Raw genomic sequence first — 19,267 nt, forward strand, 5'->3', positions numbered from 1 at the left:
CAAATGTATTTCAAGGGCGCACGAAGTGCCATCGGGCGACGTCGCGAAACGTCGCCCGATGGCGATCCCGCCAGCGAAAAGGCTGGCTAGTTCAGCAATATTGGGCGGCCCAGTGGCTCTAGCCGCCGATGTGCCGGATCGGGAGCGTGTCGAAACCGGGGTAGTAATCGCCCTCGGTCCGAACCGACAGGGCGCCGTCCTTCACCGAGAATGTCATCAGAAGTCCGTCGCCGTTTCGCCAGCCGGCGGTGTCGCCGTCATCCTCGTAGAGTTCGCCGGTCGCCGCCGCTTCCGGCCCGAAAACCAGAAGCTCCCGCGCATCCTCGCGGCCGGACGGGTCGCCGACCGGTACAAGCGCGCCCGAGCGGACGAAGACGGGCAACCGACCGAGCGGCGCCTCGACCGTCGCAACGCTGCCGCCGGGGAAGTGCCGGCTGCTATGCCAGTCGTACCAGCCGCCAGGATGGGCGGGCAGGGTAACGCTGCGCTGCGTCGCGCCTTCCTCCAGCACAGGGGCGACCAGAAGATCGGGGCCGAGCATGAAGGCGTCCTCGACGGTGCGGGCAACCGGATCGTCGGGGAAATCGTAGAACAACGGCCGCACCGCCGGCTGATTGTCGCGGCTGGCGCGCCACATCTGCGTGTAGAGATAGGGCATCAGCCGGTAGCGCAGGGCGATCGCCTCGCGGACCTGCGGAATCACGGCTTCATGCATCCAGGGCAGGTTGACGACGCCGTCATCGTTCCATGAGTTCATCACCATGCGCGGCCAGAGCGCGCAGAATTCGTTGAAGCGGCAGAACAGCTCCGGCCCGGGGGTCGGACCATGGAATCCGCCGACATCGTGGCCGATGCTGAACATTCCCGACAAGCTCATGTTGAGCCCCTGCGTCAGGTTGAAGCGCAGCGTCTTCCATGCCGTCTCGTTGTCGCCGGACCAGGTCTGGGCGTAGCGCGAGATGCCGGCGCAGCCGCCGCGCGTCACCGAATATTGCCGCTTGCCGGGCTCGCGCGCGGCTTGCGCCTCATAGGAGAGCTTGGTCATCAGCAGCGCCTGCACCGGCCGCGCCAGAGCCTGTGAGAACGGCCTGCCATCGCCATGGCAGAGCGCGTCCTCGTCCCAGATCTCGTATTCGTTGTTGTCGTTCCAGACGGTTACGAACCCATAGTCGAGCAGCGCCGTCTCGATGCCGTCGCGCCACCAGGCGCGGCCATCGGGATGGGTGAAGTCGAGATGGAAGCCGAGCCCATCCCAGAACTGCGCGACGGCCGGCTTGCCGGTGTCGCCGTCCTGCACCAGGAACCCGCCGTCAAGCGCTTCGCTCAGCCGCGGATGGTCATCGAGCAGGCATGGCTTGAGATTGGCGACCGGCTGCAGGCCGGCCTCCTTCAGCCGCGCCATCGTCGCCGCGGGGTCCGGGAATTTGTCGCGGTTCCAGTTGAAGGCGTAGCGGCGATTGCCGATCTGCGTGTAGCCCGAGCCGAAATGGAAGCTGTCGCAGGGGATTTCATGCTGACGGCATTTGGCGACGAAGTCGCTGATGCGGGCGTCGGCGTCGGGCGCATCCGCGATCGCCATCGAGGTGACGCCGAAGCCGAAGCTCCAGCGCGGCGCAAAGGCCTGCCCGCCGGTGAGCCAGGAGAAGCGGCGCACCACATCGGGCACGCTCGGGCCGGCCATGACGTAATAATCCAGATCGCCATCGTCGCCTTTCCACGAGCGGAACAGGCCGTGATAATTGTCCAGCGTGCAGCCGAGATCGACGCTGCCGGTGGCGAGGTTGTCATAGAACACGCCATGGGCGCCGCGCGCGCCATCGACGATGAAGAAGGGCAGCATTTTGTAGAGGGGGTCGCTGAGTTCGGCATCGAAGCCGCAGGGGTCGACGGCGTCGATGGCGAAACGTCGGCCGGTACGGTCGAGCGGGCCGGCCTTGTCGCCGAGGCCGTAATGCCGCTCCTCATAGTCGCGCGCCATGAAATGGGCGACGGCATTGGTCCGGTTCGAGACGAGATAGGCCTGGGTCGGCCGGTCGCGCAGGAATGGCTCCTGGTCACCGGCCCGGCGCCAGGCGATGCCGAAGGGCGACAGCGTGACCTCTGCAGTGAGCCCCTCGCTGGCGAGCACGACCTTGTCGCCGTTCTCGCTCACGGTGGCGGCAGGGCAGGCGAAGCCCGAGAGATCGTCGCGAGGGCGGCCCTCATAGGGCGGCTCGATGCCATCCGGCGAGATCGACCAGCCGCGATCCAAGCGATAGCCGTCCCGGCGGCGCAAGGTGACGCGGCCGATATCGTGCTCGACGATGCGGATGACGATCGTAGCGCCTTCGCCGGCATCGAACAGGGCGGCTTCGCCATCGCGGCCGATATAGCGGCCTTGCGTGAGGGCTTTCATCGATCAGTCTCCAAGAATGCAGGCGGAACCGAACCGATGTCCCTGGCCGCCGTTTCAATCACATCTGCGACGTCATCCTCGGGGCGAAGCGCAGGACCCGGGATCCATTCCTGAAGCGTTCCGGAATGGATTCCGGGTCTGCGCTGCGCTCTGCCCAGGATGACGTCGCGCTTATTGTCTGCCCATCGCTTTGCCGGCCTCGTTGAACACATGCTGGTGCGCGATCGGCAGGCGGATCGTTACGCTGTCGCCGCGTCCATGGCTGGTCTGGCCGTCGAGCCGCACGGTGATCTGCGGGAGACCGGGCGCCGAGCCGTAGAGATAGCTTTCGCCGCCCAGCCGTTCGACGAGATCGATCGTCATGGTGAGGCCGGCCTCCCCGTTTTTGGCCAGAGCGATGTGCTCGGGCCGGATGCCAAGGGTGACAGTGGCTCCGGGCTTGAGCGGTGCAACGATGCCGGTCTCGACGACCTGTCCGTCTTCGCCCACGGCAACGGTGCCGGGGCCTGAGATACGGGCAGGCAGCAGGTTCATGCGTGGCGAACCGATGAAGCCGGCGACGAACAGGTTGTCGGGCGCATTGTAGAGGTCGAGCGGCGTGCCGATCTGCTCGATCCGGCCGCCCTGCAGTACGACGATCCGGTCGGCGAGCGTCATCGCCTCGACCTGGTCATGCGTGACATAGATCATCGTTCCGCCGAGTTCGGCATGCAGGCCTGCAAGCTCCTTGCGGGTGGCGACGCGCAACTCCGCATCGAGATTCGACAGGGGCTCGTCGAACAGGAAGATCTTTGGATCGCGCACGATGGCGCGGCCGATCGCGACCCGCTGGCGCTGGCCGCCCGAGAGGGCCTTGGGCTTGCGGTCGAGATAGTCGGTGAGGCGCAGCATCGTCGCGGCGCGGCGGACGCGCTGGTCGATGTCGGGCGTCTTCAGGCCCATGTTCTCCAGCGCGAAGGCCATGTTCTTGTAGACGCTCATATGCGGATAGAGCGCATAGGACTGGAACACCATGGCGAGCCCGCGCTCCGAGGCGGGCAGCCTCGAGACGTCCTCGCCATCGATGGCGATCATGCCGGAGGTGACCTCCTCGAGCCCCGCGATGATGCGAAGCAAAGTCGACTTCCCGCAGCCCGACGGGCCGACGAAGACGACGAATTCGCCGTCCTCGACTTTCAGGTCGACGCCATGGATCACGGTCGTCGTGCCGAAGGATTTGGTGATGCCGCTCAGCGTCAGTTGCGCCATGGAGAACCCGTTCCGGTCATTTCATTCCCGTATTGGCGATGCCGGTTGTGATGAAGCGTTGCAGGAAGACGAAGACGAGCGCGACCGGCAGCAGCGTCACCACGGTCATGGCGAGCAGATAGTGCCACTGCGTCTGCAACTCGCCCTGGAAGGCGTTCAGGCCGATCTGCAGCGTGTAGGATTCGGTCTTGGTCAGCACGGCCAGCGGCCAGAGGAACTCGTTCCAGCGCCACATGATCGAGAAGATCGCGAGCACGGCGAGCGCCGGCATGGCGAGCGGCATGACGATGCGCCAGTAGATCTGCCACTCCGAGGCCTTGTCCATGCGCGCAGCCTCGATGAGGTCGCGTGGCAGGGTCAGCATGTACTGCCTGAGCAGGAAGACGCCCGTCGGCGTCGCTGCGCCCGGCAGGATCACAGCCCAGAGCGAGTTGACCAGCCCGAGATGGGTGATGACCAGATAGACCGGCACCAGAATGATCGTGATCGGGATCATCAGCGTGCCGATGACCATCAGCATCGCGGTGTTCTTGCCGCGGAACTCGTAGATCGACAGCGCATAGGCCGCCATCGAGTTGATCAGCAAAGTGATCAGCGTCGCGACCACCGTCACGAAGACCGAATTGCTCAGGAACCGGGTGAAGGCGAAGCGCTCCAGCGGCTCCGTGTAGTTCTCGGTCGCGAGCTTGAACTGCCGCACCGGGACGCGCTTGTCGATCGGCACGCGGAACTGCTGGGTCGGATCCTTCGGATCGACCATCTGAGCCTGAATGCCGATGCGCCTGACCTGGGCGAGGACGCGCTTGGAGCCATCCTCCATCGTGACTTCGAAGAGCGGCAGGGGCTGCGGATTACCTGGTACCATCACCTCCTGCTGCGACATCGGCAGCAGCGAAGGCGGGAATTCGAGCAGTCCGGCCTGCGTCTTGAACGATGAGAGCACGAGCCATGCAACGGGGCCGAACATCAGCACGACGCCGAAAGCGAGATAGGTGTAGGCGGCGATATCGGTCCAGTGCCAGCGCCCGGCCTTGCGGCGCGCGAGCATGAGTTGTGAGGCGCGGCTCATGCGTCCTTCCTCCTGCTGGCGGCGAGCTGGGCCAGCGTCAGGGTGAACAGCACGACGCCGAGCACGACGGAGGCAGCCGCCGCCAGGCCAAAATTCTGCACCTGATTGGAGAAGGCGGTCTCGTAGATGTACTGCACCACCATCAATGTCGCCGTGCCCGGCCCGCCGCCGGTCAGCACGAAGACCTCGTCGAAGGTCTGCACGCCCTTGATCAGGGCGAGAACGATCACCACGACCATATTGGGCCAGAGCAGCGGCAAGGTGATGCACCAGAAGGCGCGCCAGCGCGGCGTCGCGTCCATTTCGGCAGCTTCATAGAGATCGGCCGGGATCGCCTGCAAGCCTGCCAGCAGGATGAGCGTGTAAAACCCCATATGGGCCCAGATCGAGACGAAGACCGCCCAGAACATCGCCCAGCTCGGATCGACGAAGAACAGGATCCGCTCGCCGCCGAGCGCGGTGATGCCGGCATTGAGCAGGCCGTCGCGCTGGAGGATCCATTTCCAGGTCAGCGCCACGACGACGGGCGAAAGCAGAACCGGGAAGAAATAGACGGCGCGGAAGAAGCCGCGCGCCTTGATGCGCATGTTGAGTACGACCGCCGTCACCAGCGAGAACAGCACCATGGCGACGACCTGGAAGAGCGTGAAGCGCGCGGTATTGGCGACGCCGCGCCAGAAATGGTCTTCGCGGCAGGAGTTGGGATCGAGGAACGAGCCGCAATCGAACAGATAGGCATATTGGCCGGTGCCGACGAAAGGCCGCTCGGAGGGGAACAGCGCCGCACCGCCCGTCACCGAGAAGACGACATTGACGATCAGCGGGACGAAGACGAAGAGCGAAAAGAACAGCAGGTTCGGCAGCAGGAAGACATAGGCCATCCTGCGCTCGCCGATCAGCCGCTGCACGGCGCGCATCGGCAGGTCGATGAGCTTGATGAGCGCGGCGAAAGGCGTCCAGAGGAGGCCTGCCGCCGTGCGGCGTTCCGTGGAGGGCGAGGTGGCCACCGGGCTACTTCTTGTTGCGCTCGGCGATCTGCTGCTCGACGTCCGAGGCGATCCGCTTATAGGCCTCGTCCAGCGTGGTTTCGCCCGAGATCGCCTGGCCGACACGGCTGATCGCCGCATTGAAGATGATGCGGTTGTTGACGTAGCCCTGCAGCTTGTAGGCGATCGGCGACAAGCCCGCGACCTGATCGGAGAAGACCTTCAGCGAGGCCTTCGCCAGCGGGCTTGCGTCCTTGTAATCCAGTCCCTTGGCGGCGATGCCGAGATGGCCCGGGACAGCCAGGGAACGGCTGTAGAGCTCGCTCAGCACCGGCTCGCTGGCGAGGTATTCCATCACCTTGGCGACGGCTTCGGGGTTCTTGGTCGTCTTGATCGCGACGAGGCCGGCGCCGCCGGGCATGCCCGTGCAGGCGGCCGGGCCGCAGGGCATCGGCACCGCGACCCAGTCGAAGGCGTTGCCGATCGTCTTGTCGAACTGGGCGATCTGCCAGGAGCCCGACATGTACATCGCGACCTGGGCGTTCTTGAACTCGTCATTGGCGCCGCGATAGGCCGCGCCGGAGACCGAGCCCCAGAGCTCTTTGCCCATGACGCCGTTCTTGTGCCAGTCGAACACCATCTGGGCTGCGCGCTTGAAGCCGTCGTCGATCACGGCGGGCTCGCCCTTGGCGTCGAACACTTTCGCGCCTTCGGAGATCGCGATGCCGAAAAAGCGATGGCCGGAGCGGTCGATGGCGATCGGGAAGGGCGCCTGCACCTTGGCGGCGACGTCCTTGCTCGCCTTGGCCCACTCTTCCCAGGTCGCCTTGGCGCCGGGCATGGCGATGCCGGCCTGCTCGAACAGCGTCTTGTTGACGAAGGGGCCGGTCACGGTGAGCTGGGTCATGAAGCCGGGGATCGAGGTGGTGTCACCCTGCGGGCGCATCCATTCGAGGAACGGCCCGAAATTCTTGTCCCAGTAGCCAGCGTCCTTCAGATAGGGCCGCAGATCGAGCGCATAGCGCGCGACGCCGCCGAGATCGACGACGCGGGCGATGTCGGGACCCTGGCCCGAGGCGAGCTGGACCGGCAGGTTCTCGGTGATGGCCTTGTAGGGCACCTGGTCGAGGACGACCTTGATGTCCTTGTTCTGCGCCTCGAAGCGCTTCAGCAGGTCAGTGACAACCTCGCCCTCATTGCCGTCGGAATACCAGGTCATGCGCACGGTCGTCTGCGCCTGGGCGATGCCGCCCGCCAGCAGGCTGCCGGTCAATGCCAGTGCCGAAATCCAGCGTGTCCTCGTCATGTCCGCTCCATCCCTTGGCGATCTTCGCGGGCACCTCATGCGGATGCCTTGAATTGATTTAGGCAAACGTTTGCCTAACTTGTCAACTGGCGCGATAGTGGCCATGCAAACAGCTGTGGAATTTTGCCGGCTAGGCCACGCAAGCGAAGGGCGGACATTGCTTCGCCTGAGAGGGCCGACGCTGCAAAACAGGAGGTCTCGTAGCCGGGACAGCCTTCGAGGGTGAGGGATCGCTTGACCAAAAGGTTGGCATCGCCACGGGCAGCTTCGCTGGCGACGGTGGCGCGAGAGGCGGGAGTTTCGGTCGCGACCGTCTCCCGGATCGTGAACGGCAAGACGGGCCGTGCTTCCGTCCAGACGATTGCGCGCGTCAACGCGGCCGTCGTCGAACTCGGCTATCAACCCAACCATGTCGGGCGCGCGCTGCGCCGGCGCGAGAGCCGCGTCGTGGCGATGCTCGCGCCCAATCTCGACAATCCCGCGATGGCGGCGATCGCCGTCTCGACTGAGGCCGCACTGCGCGCTGCCGGCTATGTCATGATCCTGTGCGACACCCATGACCGGGCCGATCTGCAGGACGAGTACCTGCGCGCGATGCGTTCCCAGTTCGTGCAGGGCTATGTGCTGGTCAGCGCGGTCAAGAGCGCCGCGTTGAGCGATGCGCTCGCGCGAGGCGAGGCGATCGTCTTCGTCAGCCGCCGCAACCCCGATGGCGGCGGCGCCTATGTCGGCATCGACAACAGGGGAGCCGGTGCCGACGCTGCCGACCACCTGCTCGCGCGCGGGATCGAGGACCTAGCGGTGATCTACCCGGCGCAGGGGTCGTCGAGCACCGCTGAACGGGTCGATGGCTTCATCGAACGGCTCGTGGCGCGCGGCGTTCCCACTGAGCGCATCGCTCAGGCTTCGGCGCCGGGCCTGTCGCATCTGCAGGTGGGATATGATGCGGCGCGGGCGCTTGTCGACGGGGCAGGCGGAACCTGGCCCCGGGGCCTGCTCTGCGTCAGTGACTTGATGGCCTACGGTGCCTATCGGCTTGCCACGGAGCAGGGCGTTGCGATCCCGTCGGAATGTCTGGTCGTCGGCATCGACGCCAATCCGCTCAACGCCTGGATCGCACCCTGGCTGACATCGGTCCATATCCCCTATCGCGACTTCGGCGCGAAAGTCGTCGAGCAACTCAGCTCGCTGTGGAGCGGCACCGTGCCGGACGACTGCCTGCTGCCGCACTCGCTCGATTCCTGAGCGGGGCGGCCAGGCCAACCGGTGGAAACCCGTCGAGGGATCAGGCAGATTGGCCGTTCCCAAGCGGGAGATTGCGACGACGATGAGCAAAAGCCCGACACGCTATTCCGGCGGTTGCCTCTGTGGCAGGCTGCGTTACGAAGCCGAAGGCGACCCTCTGCTCTCAGGTCATTGTTATTGCTCGGATTGTCGCAAGGCTTCCGGCTCCGGATTCATTCCCTTCATGGGGTTTGCCAGTACGGCCATGCGTTTCAGCGGTGAAGCTCGACAGTTCCGGTCGACATCCTTCCGGGGCAGCGATGCCGTGCGCAATTTCTGCCCTGCTTGCGGTGGTCTGGTCTTCGGCGGCGAAGTCGGGAAGGACGTGTCGCACACGATTTATGCCGGTTCGCTGGATGATCCGTCGCTGTTCCATCCGACAATCGCGATCTTCGCCCGCAACCGGCCGGACTGGGCCGTCATGCCATTGGGACTCACGGTCTTCGACACCTTGCCGGCCTGATGCGGGATCTTCGCCTGCAGGATCTTCGCCTGCAGGATCCTGGCCTAAAGGAACTTGGCCTACAGGACCTTGGCCAAGGCATGTTATGGCTGGCTGCCCATCAATGATCCGCAGCGGCATCGATCGCGCGAGAGGAGACCATGTCCAGTTCCGATGGCAGTATGTACGATCTGATCGGGATACTCGCCGTATTGTTTCTCGTTGCGGCGAATGGCTTCTTCGTCGCGGCTGAATTTTCGCTTGTGGCTGTTCGCCGGAGCCGGGTTACCGAACTCGTTGCGGCGGGGCGGATGAACGCCAGAGCCCTGAAATTCGCCGTCGACAATCTCGACGCGAATCTGGCTGCGACCCAGTTGGGCATTACGATCTCGTCGCTGGCTCTGGGCTGGGTCGGAGAGCCGGCATTGGCGCATCTCGTCGAGCCGCTGCTCGTGTGGCTGCCGGGGTCTTTGACGACCGTCACATCTCATGCGATCGCGGTCGCGCTGTCCTTCATCATCATCACGGCGTTGCACATCGTTCTGGGCGAGCTTGCGCCCAAGAGCCTGGCCCTCCAGCGCAGCGAGGGCACGGCACTCTGGGTCGTGCGCCCGCTCGGCCTCTTCCTGTTCCTGCTGCGCCCCGCGATCACCTCCCTGAACGGGCTCGGCAATCTCGTGCTTCGCCTCTGCGGCCTGAAGCCGGGCACCGGGGAGGAATCGCTGCACTCGCCCGAGGAGCTGAAGCTCCTGATCCAGGCGAGCCAGGAGGCGGGCATCCTTCAGCAGGCGCAGCAGCAGGTGGTCGAACGCGTCCTCAATATCGGGGACCGCCGCATCTCGGACATCATGACGCCCCGTCGCGACATCGACTGGATCGACGCGAATGACAGCGCGGAAGACATGATGAAGACCATTCGCGAATGCCGCTACGAACAGCTGCTGATCGGTCGCGGCGGCATCGACGAGCCGCTCGGGATGGTTCTCAAGAAGGATCTTCTCGATCAGCTGCTGGACGGAAAGCCGCTCGATCCCCTGGCGGTGATTTGCGACCCCATGGTCGTGCATGAGACGACACGCATTTTCCGCGTACTCGATCAGTTCAAGAGCGCGCCGGTCCGGCTTGCCATCGTCGTCGACGAATATGGCATTCTCGACGGCATCGTCACCCAGACCGACCTTCTCGAAGCCCTTGCCGGCGACCTGCCGGATGAAGAGGGCGAGGAGCGCGACATCGTCGAGCGCGAGGATGGCTCGCTGCTGATCGACGGCATGATGCCGGCCCATGATGCCTTCGCCCGGCTGGGCTTCCGGCTGCGGTCGGCCGATGGCGACTTCCATACGATCGCTGGCTTCGCGCTGGCCCAACTCGGGCACCTGCCGGATGCCGGCGAGCAGTTCGACTATGAAGGCTGGCGTTTCGAGATCGTCGATATGGATGGCAGACGGATCGACAAATTGCTTGCTCGCAGGCTGGAGGAAAGCGGCTCTCCCGAGTAGCGACAGGCTTCAAGTAACGACAGGCTTGCAGACGGAATGGCTTTGCGGCTAATTTGAGCCAAGGGGTTCTTCGCGACGACCCCGTGAGGCGTCAGCCCAATGTTCGCGTCCATTGTCCTCATTTTTTGGGATGGACGCTCATGTCTTCCACCATACAGATCACCGCTGCCCAACTGTCCCGGCTCGTCGGCCTGCCCGGCGCGCCGACCCTTATCGATGTCCGTATTCCCGACGACCTCAATGCCGATCCACGCATCCTGCCTGGCGCCGACCAGCGCTCGCACAAAACAGTCGCCGAATGGGCGGGGGACTATATCGGCCGCAGCGTCGTGGTCATCTGCCAGCGCGGCCAGAAGCTCAGCGAAGGTGTCGCGGCCTGGCTGCGGTACAAGGGCGTCACGGCCGAGAATCTCGAAGGCGGGTTCGAGGCCTGGCGCGCGGCCGGTGCCCTGCTGGTCGCGACCGGCAAGCTGCCGCCGCGCGATTCCGCCGGGCGCACGCTTTGGGTTACGCGGGCGCGTCCCAAAATCGACCGCATCGCCTGCCCCTGGCTGATCCGGCGCTTCGTCGACCCGAAGGCCGTATTCCTGTTCGTGAGCGCTGCCGAAGTCCCGGATGTGGCTGATCGCTTCGGGGCGACGCCTTTCGACATCGATGGCGTTTTCTGGAGCCATCGCGGCGAACGCTGCACCTTCGACATCATGATCGAGGAGTTCGGACTCGCATCGCCTGCGCTCAACCAGTTGGCGACGATCGTGCGCGCCGCCGATACCGCCCGGCTCGACCTCGTGCCGCAAGCGGCCGGGTTTCTTGCGGCGTCGCTGGGGCTCTCGCGCATGTTCAGGGACGATCTCGAGCAGCTGGAGGCCGGCATGCTGCTCTACGACGCATTCTACCGCTGGTGCCGCGATGCGACCGACGAGACGCATAACTGGCCTGCCGGCCAGAAGCGGATTTGAGGCTGATCATGTCGCTAGCAACCTCCACTGACACCGCGCTGCCGGCGCCGACCGTTCCCACCTTCGCCCAGGCCTTCAAGGTCTGGGCGCGGATCGGCTGCCTGAGCTTCGGCGGACCCGCCGGCCAGATCGCCCTGATGCACAAGGAACTGGTCGAGGAGCGCCGCTGGATCGGCGAGCAGCGTTTCCTGCACGCGCTGAACTACTGCATGCTGCTGCCTGGACCCGAAGCCCAGCAGCTTGCCGTCTATATCGGCTGGCTGATGCACCGGACGGCGGGCGGTCTCGTCGCGGGCCTGCTCTTCATCATCCCCGGCATGCTGGTGATGCTGGGGCTGAGCCTGCTCTATGTGCTTTACCGCCATGTGCCGCTGGTCGATGCCGTCTTCTTCGGGGTCAAGGCGGCGGTGCTTGCTGTCGTCGTCGAGGCCGGCCTGCGGATCAGCCGACGCGCACTGAAGAACCGTGCGATGGTCGTGATCGCGATCGCGGCCTTCATCTGCATCTACCTGTTCAGGATCCCGTTCCCGATCATCATCCTCGCTGCTGGCCTGATCGGCTGGCTCGGCAGCCGCTACGCGCCTGGCGTCTTCGCCGGCGGGGGGCATGGTGGCGGGGCAGGCGCGCCCGAGTTCAAGGGCGTGGTCGACCTGATGTTCGAGCGCGGGGAGCTGACGCATGCGACGCCTTCAGGCGCGAAGGCGCTGCGTACCGCCGCGATATGGCTGCCGCTCTGGCTCGGGCCGGTTGCCGTACTCTGGCTCCTGACCGGGCAGGCCAGCGTCTGGACGCATATCGGCGGCTTCTTCAGCACGATGGCGGTGGTCACCTTCGGCGGAGCCTATGCCGTGCTCGCCTATGTCGCGCAGGCGGCGGTCGAGACCTTCGGCTGGCTTGCGCCGGGCGAGATGGTCGATGGGCTCGGCCTTGCCGAAACCACCCCGGGCCCGCTGATCCTGGTCCTGCAGTTCGTCGGCTTCCTCGCGGCCTATCGGGCGCCGGGCGGGCTGGAACCATGGCTGGCGGGCAGCCTCGGCGCATTGCTTACCGTATGGGTCACCTTCGCGCCCTGCTTCTTCTGGATCTTCCTCGGCGCGCCCTATGTCGAGGCGCTGCGCGGCAACAGGGCGCTCTCGGCCGCCCTGACCGCGATCACCGCTGCCGTGGTCGGCGTGATCATGAACCTGGCGCTCTGGTTTGCGCTTCACGTCGTCTTCCGCGAGGTGAGGGCGATCAATGTGCTCGGCCTTGCGCCCGACCTTCCAGTCCTGTCGTCGCTGGACTGGCGCGCGGCGGTGCTGGCGATAGCGGCCATGATCGCCATGCTGCGCTTCAAGATCGGGATGATCCCGACGCTCGCTGCTTCGGCGCTTGCCGGCGTGCTGATCACGCAAATGCTGGCGGGCTGAGCAAAGACTTGAACATCAGCGAAAAGCGCGCCGTCATCCCGGGTCTCCCTACGGTCGCCCGGGATGACGGCGCTTTTCGATGCGAAATGCCAAACGACTGAAATCGTTCACGACATTCTCGGCCAACCTCTCAGGATGTTTTTGCGGCAACCGGCCTCGAAGCTCTCGTGGAGAAGGCCGATTGGCGCTATTCTTCGCTTGCGCGCAACTGTCACCTGCCTAGTGCGCACCTGTGACACGAGGGTTCGTGACATGCTGGCTGGTGTCGAGAGGATATCGAGTCCGGTCCGGTGTTCGACACCGATCCTGCGCGGCCGAGCCAGCCATCTCCCGCAAACGGGCCATGAGCGCCGGACGAATTCGGGTCAGCGTCGGTCGGACGAACCGCGGCAAATGCTTGATGCACCGATGCATGAGATCGTTCACATTCCGGAAACCCGGAGGGTTTGAAGGAGGCTGGAGTGGGTCTTGTCCTCGATAAGGTGCGTCGCGACGTCGGAGCGCAGACGCATGTTCACGAGACGACGCTGCGGCTTCCACCGGGGACGATGACCGTGTTGCTCGGCGCGACGCTGGCGGGAAAAACCTCGCTGATGCGGCTGATGGCCGGTCTCGACAGGCCGACATCGGGGCGCATCCTGGTCGTCGAGGGTGGTCGGGAGAGGGATGTGACCGGCCTGGCCGTTCGCGAGCGCTCGGTCGCAATGGTCTACCAGCAATTCATCAACTACCCGAACCTCAACGTTTTCGAGAATATCGCCTCGCCGCTGCGGGTCAAAGGGCTACCCAAGGCGGAAATCGAGAGCAAGGTGCGAGCAATGGCGCGCCTGATGCAGCTCGACCCCTTTCTCGAGCGGATGCCGCTCAACCTCTCCGGCGGGCAGCAGCAGCGTACCGCCATGGCCCGCGCGCTGATCAAGGGCGCCGATCTTGTCCTGCTCGACGAGCCGCTCGCCAATCTCGACTACAAATTGCGCGAGGAACTGCGCGAGGAATTGCCGAAGATCGTCCGCATGTCGAACGCGACCGTTGTCTACGCCACCACCGAACCGCAGGAAGCGCTGCTGCTGGGCGACCATACCGCCACGCTCTGGCAAGGCCGGGTGACGCAGCATGGGCCGAGCGCGGCGGTGTATCGCCGGCCACAGGATCTGATCACGGCGCGCATTTTCTCTGATCCGCCGCTCAACATTTTGGCCGTCACCAAAAGGGGGGCGGAAATCCTGCTGCCCGGCGGCGCGAGCGCCCCCGCGACGGGGGCGTTCACCGGGCTGGCCGACGGAGATTATCAGGTCGGCTTCCGGGCGCATCATCTGGGATTGGGAGCCGCCGGGCCTGGCCTGCGCTTCGATGGCACGGTGATCGTGGCTGAGATCGCCGGCTCCGAAAGCTTCGTTCATGTCGAATGCGCTGGTTCGCGTTGGGTGGCGCTTGTGCCCGGCGTGCACGAGCTGGAGCCCGGCGCGACGATCTCGGTGCATGTCGACCTGACGACTGTCTTCGTCTTCGATCCCGACGGGCGGCTCGCTCACGCCCCAGCCTTCCTCTCGGCTGCCTGAGGAGACGCACCATGGCGCGCATCGAGCTTTCCGATCTCGCGCATTCCTATAGGCGGGGCGCCTCGGCACCGGGCGATTTCGCTCTGAAGCCGATGACGCTGACATGGCGCCAGGGTGGCGCCTACGCCTTGCTCGGTCCCTCCGGCTGCGGCAAGACGACGTTGCTCAACATCATCTCGGGTCTTCTCGTCCCATCGCATGGCCGCGTGCTGTTCGACGGCCGGGATGTCGCGCACCTTCCAACGGAAGAGCGCAACATCGCCCAGGTGTTTCAGTTCCCGGTCGTCTACGACACGATGACCGTCTACGAGAATCTGGCTTTCCCGCTGCGCAATCGCGGCATGGAGGCCAGAGCCGTCGATGGCCGCGTGCGCGAGATCGCGACGCTTCTGGAACTGACCGGCGAGCTCGACCGCAAGGCGAGAGGACTCACCGCCGACGCCAAGCAGAAGATCTCGCTCGGTCGCGGTCTTGTGCGCCCCGATGTTGCAGCCATCCTCTTCGACGAGCCTTTGACCGTTATCGACCCGCAACTGAAGTGGGAGTTGCGTTCCAAGCTCAAGGCGCTTCACAGAGCGCTCGATGTCACCATGATCTATGTGACGCACGACCAGACCGAGGCGCTGACCTTCGCTGACACCGTGGTTGTGATGCATGATGGAAGGGTCGTGCAGACCGGGCGGCCGGACGAGCTGTTCGAGAAGCCGGCCCATACCTTCGTCGGCTATTTTATCGGCTCGCCGGGCATGAACGTGATTCCGGCCTCGGTGGCGGGCAACCGCGTCCATGTCGCGGGAGCGACGATCGAGTTGCCGCAGAGCTACGACATTCCGTCCGGCAAGCGGATCGAGATCGGGGTCAGGCCCGAATTCGCAACGCTGGCCCGGGCCGGCGAGGGGGTTCCTGTCACGGTCGAGCGCATCGACGATCTCGGCCGCTCGCGGTTGGCGCGACTGCGCCTGCAGGAACACCCGGTTGCCGCCGGTGTGCCGGACGGGCTCAGCGACATCGGCGAGACCGCCGGGCTCATCCTTCAGCCCGATCATATTCATGTCTATGCCGACGGCGAACGCATAGAGCCGGTTCCGGCATCAGGCTCTAAGGGAGGGCGTGATGGACAAGCCCTATGACAACCGCGCCTGGTTCCTTGTCCTGCCGGTCCTCGCAATCGTCGCCTTCTCGGCGGTGATCCCGCTGATGACGGTGGTGAACTACTCGGTCCAGGACACCTTCGGCAACAACCAGTTCTTCTGGAACGGCACCGGCTGGTTCAAGGAGTTGCTCGACCCGTCGAGCGACCTGGGTGGCCGCGTGCGCGACTCGCTTTGGCGCAACCTGCTGTTCTCCGCGATCATCCTCGCGATCGAGGTGCCGCTCGGCATCGCGGTCGCGCTCGCCATGCCGCGCGAGGGTTGGAAGGTGGCGGCCACGCTGGTGCTGATGGCGATGCCGCTGCTCGTGCCCTGGAATGTGGTCGGCACGATCTGGCAGGTTTTCGCGCGCGGCGATATCGGGCTGCTCGGCTACACGGTCAATCGGCTCGGCATCGACTACAACTATGTCGCCGATCCGCTGGCCGCATGGATCACCATCATCGTAATGGATGTCTGGCACTGGACCTCGCTGGTGGCGCTGCTCTGCTACGCCGGCCTGAAATCGATCCCGGACGCTTATTATCAGGCCGCACGCATCGACGGCGCCAGCCGCTGGGCGGTGTTCCGTTTCATCCAGCTGCCGAAGATGCGGCGCGTGCTGATCATCGCTGTCCTGCTGCGCTTCATGGACTCGTTCATGATCTATACCGAGCCCTTCGTCGTCACCGGCGGGGGGCCGGGCAATTCGACGACCTTCCTCTCGATCGAGCTGGTGAAGCTCGCGCTTGGCCAGTTCGATCTCGGCAAGGCGGCGGCCATGTCGATTGTCTACAACCTGATCATCCTCGCCGTGTGCTGGGTGTTCTACACGGTGATGACCAATCTCGATGTCGAGCGTCGGCGCCCGCCGGCGGATGCGTGAGGGCGGCCGATGACGATGGACAGGCTCGGTTCCACCGCAGCGCTCGCCACCGCGAAGGCGACGCCGAAGGCGCGTTCGGCTTTCCGGTTCAATGGCGGCGCGCTGACGCTCGGCCTTTACCTGATCTTCCTGATCCTGCCGATCTATTGGCTCATCGTGATGAGCCTGAAGACCAATGCCGAAATCAATTCCGGCATGACGCTCTGGCCCCGCGAGATCACGTTCGAGAACTACCGGACGATCTTTACCGATCCGTCCTGGTACTCCGGCTACATCAACTCGCTGACCTATGTGGTCATGAACACGGTGATCTCGATCACGCTGGCGCTTCCTGCGGCCTATGCCTTCTCGCGCTACCGCTTCCTCGGCGACAAACACCTGTTCTTCTGGCTGCTCTCGAACCGGATGGCGCCGCCCGCTATCTTCGCGCTGCCCTTCTTCAATCTCTATTCGGCGATCGGTCTGTTCGACACGCCGCTCGCGGTGGCGCTGGCCCATTGCCTGTTCAATGTGCCGCTCGCGGTGTGGATCCTCGAAGGCTTCATGTCCGGCGTGCCGCGCGAGATCGACGAGACCGCCTATCTCGACGGTTATTCCTTCCCGCGCTTCTTCGTGAGGATATTCACTCCGATCATCGCCAACGGCATCGGCGTCACCGCCTTCTTCTGCTTCATGTTCTCCTGGGTCGAACTCCTGCTTGCGCGCACCCTGACCACGGTCAACGCCAAGCCGATCGCCGCCACGATGACGCGCACGGTCTCGGCGGCAGGCATGGACTGGGGACTGCTCGCGGCGGCCGGCGTGCTGACGCTGATCCCCGGTGCGCTCGTGATCTGGTTCGTCCGAAATTACATCGCCAAGGGCTTTGCCCTGGGGAGGGTTTGATGCCCGACTTTGCCTCGATCGATCTGGCATGGATGGCGTGGACACCGCAGACCGGGCTGTTCTTCGCCTTGCTCTTCGGCCTGCTCGGCGTGATGACGGCGCTGGCGGTCTGGCGGCCTGAACTCGAACGCGTCGGCGTGCTCGGCATCCCGACGACGCGCGGCGACCGGCTCTTCCTGAGCCTGCTCGGCTCGGCCTTCATCCATCTCGTCTGGCTTGGCCTCGCGGCCGCTGATCTTTGGTGGGCGTCCGGCCTTTCGCTTCTCTATGCCGCGGCGGTCTTCCGCTTCGTCTAACGGCCACGGAGGTGTTCTCGCACGACCCACCGCCTTCGCAACAAGAAGCCAAAAAAGGCTCGCAAGAACAATCATCCATGGAGGAAACGATGAGAAAGCAGATGCTAGCAGCTACCGCGCTCAGCTCTTTGCTCAGCGCCGTGCCCGCCTTCGCCGATATCGACGCAGCGCGACGCTGGATCGACAGCGAATTCCAGCCTTCGACGCTGGCCAAGGATGCGCAGCTCAAGGAAATGGAGTGGTTCATCAACGCTGCAAAACCGTTCGCCGGCATGGAGGTCAATATCGTCTCCGAGACGATCACCACCCATGAATACGAAGCCCGGACGCTGGCCAGGGCCTTCAGCGAGATCACGGGCATCAAGCTCAAGCACGACCTGATCCAGGAAGGCGACGTGGTCGAGAAGCTGCAGACGCAGATGCAGTCGGGCCGCAATGTCTATGACGGCTGGATCAACGATTCCGACCTGATCGGCACGCATTTTCGTTACAAGCAGACCACCAACCTGACCGACTGGATGGCGGGGCCGGGCAAGGATGTCACCAACCCGACGCTCGATGTCGACGATTTCATCGGCAAATCATTCGGTACCGCACCGGACGGCAAGCTCTACCAGCTGCCCGACCAGCAATTCGCGAACCTCTACTGGTTCCGCTACGACTGGTTCACGCGGCCCGACATCAAGGAGAAATTCAAGGCCAAGTATGGCTACGAGCTCGGCGTGCCGGTCAACTGGTCGGCCTATGAGGATATCGCCGAATTCTTCTCAAACGACGTCAAGGAGATCGATGGCGTCCGGGTCTATGGCCATATGGACTACGGCAAGAAGGATCCCTCGCTCGGCTGGCGCTTCACCGACGCCTGGCTCTCGATGGCCGGCAATGGCGACAAGGGTATCCCGAACGGCAAGCCGGTCGATGAATGGGGTATCCGCATGGAGGGCTGCCGGCCGGTCGGCTCCTCGGTCGAGCGTGGCGGCGACACCAACGGCCCTGCTTCGGTCTATGCGGTGCAGAAATATGTCGACTGGCTCAACAAATACGCGCCGCCACAGGCGCGCGGCATGACCTTCTCCGAGTCCGGGCCGGTGCCGGCACAGGGCACCATCGCCCAGCAGATGTTCTGGTACACCGCCTTCACCGCCGACATGGTCAAGCCCGGCCTGCCGGTGGTGAATGCCGACGGCACACCGAAATGGCGCATGGCACCATCACCCAAGGGTTCCTACTGGAAGGAGGGCATGAAGCTCGGCTACCAGGATGCGGGCTCGCTGACCCTGCTCAACTCGACTCCGCTGGAGAAGCGCAAGGCGGCCTGGCTCTACATGCAGTTCATCGTCTCCAAATCGGTCAGTCTGAAGAAGAGCCATGTGGGCCTCACCTTCATCCGCGAGAGCGACATCTGGGACAAGAGCTTCACGGAGCGGGCGCCGAAGCTCGGCGGGCTGATCGAATTCTACCGTTCGCCAGCGCGCGTGCAGTGGACGCCGACCGGCAGCAACGTTCCTGACTATCCGCGCCTCGCGCAGCTCTGGTGGCAGAATATCGGCGATGCCTCCTCGGGCGCCAAGACCGCGCAAGCAGCCATGGATTCGCTCGCGGCGGCCCAGGACTCGGTACTCGAACGGCTCGAACGCTCCGGTGTGCAGGGTGAATGCGGCCCGAAGCTGAACCCGAAGCAGACTGCGGAAGCCTGGTTTTCGAAGTCAAAGGCAGATGGCAACATCGCGCCGCAACCCAAGCTCGCCAATGAGAAGCCCCAGGGCGAGACGATCGATTACGACACGCTGATCAAATCCTGGCCGGCAACGCCGCCCAAGAAGAACTGAGGCAAGAAGAACTGAGGCAAGAAGAAGTGAAGCAAGAAGAGCTGAAACAGAGGCTCTACGGGTGCGGGCGGACAATGCGAGCCGC

General features: G+C 64.3%; 16 protein-coding genes. 11 read left to right on the forward strand and 5 right to left on the reverse strand.

Going from position 1 to position 19,267, the window contains the following annotated elements:
- Positions 1–118: 118 nt before the first annotated feature.
- The 5 genes from C4S73_RS05380 to C4S73_RS05400 form a co-directional block, all read right to left on the reverse strand.
- A complete protein-coding gene (locus C4S73_RS05380) occupies positions 119–2,395 on the reverse strand; it encodes a glycoside hydrolase family 31 protein (protein WP_103871457.1) in 2,277 nt (758 codons plus the stop codon).
- 171 nt (positions 2,396–2,566) lie between these two features.
- On the reverse strand, positions 2,567–3,643 hold the full coding sequence (locus tag C4S73_RS05385; RefSeq protein ID WP_103871458.1) for an ABC transporter ATP-binding protein: 1,077 nt from the start codon (positions 3,641–3,643) through the stop codon (positions 2,567–2,569).
- Between the two features lie 16 nt (positions 3,644–3,659).
- A complete protein-coding gene (locus C4S73_RS05390; protein ID WP_103871459.1) occupies positions 3,660–4,712 on the reverse strand; it encodes a carbohydrate ABC transporter permease in 1,053 nt (350 codons plus the stop codon).
- The gene (locus C4S73_RS05395; RefSeq protein WP_425290316.1) at positions 4,709–5,719 is read right to left on the reverse strand and encodes a carbohydrate ABC transporter permease; all 1,011 of its coding nucleotides are present in this window, start codon (positions 5,717–5,719) and stop codon (positions 4,709–4,711) included. The genes C4S73_RS05390 and C4S73_RS05395 overlap by 4 nt, the downstream gene beginning before the upstream one ends.
- A 4-nt stretch (positions 5,720–5,723) precedes the next feature.
- Positions 5,724–7,004: an ABC transporter substrate-binding protein gene (locus C4S73_RS05400; RefSeq protein WP_103871460.1), complete on the reverse strand. Its 1,281-nt coding sequence runs from the start codon at positions 7,002–7,004 to the stop codon at positions 5,724–5,726.
- A gap of 234 nt (positions 7,005–7,238) precedes the next feature.
- Here C4S73_RS05400 and C4S73_RS05405 point away from each other — a divergent pair, with 234 nt between their 5' ends.
- The 11 genes from C4S73_RS05405 (at position 7,239) to C4S73_RS05455 (ending at position 19,182) form a co-directional block, all read left to right on the forward strand.
- A complete protein-coding gene (locus C4S73_RS05405; protein ID WP_244595450.1) occupies positions 7,239–8,249 on the forward strand; it encodes a LacI family DNA-binding transcriptional regulator in 1,011 nt (336 codons plus the stop codon).
- Positions 8,250–8,298: 49 nt separating this feature from the next.
- Positions 8,299–8,751 carry a GFA family protein gene (locus tag C4S73_RS05410; RefSeq protein ID WP_200827935.1) on the forward strand — a complete coding sequence of 151 codons (453 nt, stop codon included), beginning with the start codon at positions 8,299–8,301 and terminating at the stop codon, positions 8,749–8,751.
- 140 nt (positions 8,752–8,891) lie between these two features.
- Positions 8,892–10,229, forward strand: a complete 1,338-nt coding sequence (locus C4S73_RS05415) for a hemolysin family protein (protein WP_103871462.1) — start codon at positions 8,892–8,894, stop codon at positions 10,227–10,229.
- 140 nt (positions 10,230–10,369) lie between these two features.
- Complete coding sequence (locus C4S73_RS05420) at positions 10,370–11,188, forward strand: chromate resistance protein ChrB domain-containing protein (protein WP_103871463.1); 819 nt, start codon at positions 10,370–10,372, stop codon at positions 11,186–11,188.
- Positions 11,189–11,196: 8 nt separating this feature from the next.
- Positions 11,197–12,597 carry a chromate efflux transporter gene (gene chrA / locus C4S73_RS05425; RefSeq protein ID WP_103871464.1) on the forward strand — a complete coding sequence of 467 codons (1,401 nt, stop codon included), beginning with the start codon at positions 11,197–11,199 and terminating at the stop codon, positions 12,595–12,597.
- A 461-nt stretch (positions 12,598–13,058) separates the two neighbouring features.
- Positions 13,059–14,156: an ABC transporter ATP-binding protein gene (locus C4S73_RS05430; RefSeq protein ID WP_103871465.1), complete on the forward strand. Its 1,098-nt coding sequence runs from the start codon at positions 13,059–13,061 to the stop codon at positions 14,154–14,156.
- An 11-nt stretch (positions 14,157–14,167) separates the two neighbouring features.
- Positions 14,168–15,286 carry an ABC transporter ATP-binding protein gene (locus C4S73_RS05435; protein WP_103871466.1) on the forward strand — a complete coding sequence of 373 codons (1,119 nt, stop codon included), beginning with the start codon at positions 14,168–14,170 and terminating at the stop codon, positions 15,284–15,286.
- Positions 15,270–16,172, forward strand: a complete 903-nt coding sequence (locus C4S73_RS05440; RefSeq protein ID WP_103871467.1) for a carbohydrate ABC transporter permease — start codon at positions 15,270–15,272, stop codon at positions 16,170–16,172. Before C4S73_RS05435 ends, C4S73_RS05440 begins: the two co-directional genes overlap by 17 nt.
- Positions 16,173–16,187: 15 nt before the next feature.
- On the forward strand, positions 16,188–17,057 hold the full coding sequence (locus C4S73_RS05445) for a carbohydrate ABC transporter permease (RefSeq protein WP_103871841.1): 870 nt from the start codon (positions 16,188–16,190) through the stop codon (positions 17,055–17,057).
- Positions 17,057–17,353, forward strand: a complete 297-nt coding sequence (locus tag C4S73_RS05450) for a DUF2160 domain-containing protein (protein ID WP_103871468.1) — start codon at positions 17,057–17,059, stop codon at positions 17,351–17,353. The genes C4S73_RS05445 and C4S73_RS05450 overlap by 1 nt, the downstream gene beginning before the upstream one ends.
- A 101-nt stretch (positions 17,354–17,454) precedes the next feature.
- On the forward strand, positions 17,455–19,182 hold the full coding sequence (locus tag C4S73_RS05455; RefSeq protein ID WP_200827936.1) for an ABC transporter substrate-binding protein: 1,728 nt from the start codon (positions 17,455–17,457) through the stop codon (positions 19,180–19,182).
- The last annotated feature ends 85 nt before the right edge of the window (positions 19,183–19,267 follow it).

The organism is Allobosea lathyri (assembly GCF_900108245.1).
In the GTDB taxonomy this organism is placed as follows: Bacteria; Pseudomonadota; Alphaproteobacteria; order Rhizobiales; family Beijerinckiaceae; genus Allobosea; species Allobosea lathyri.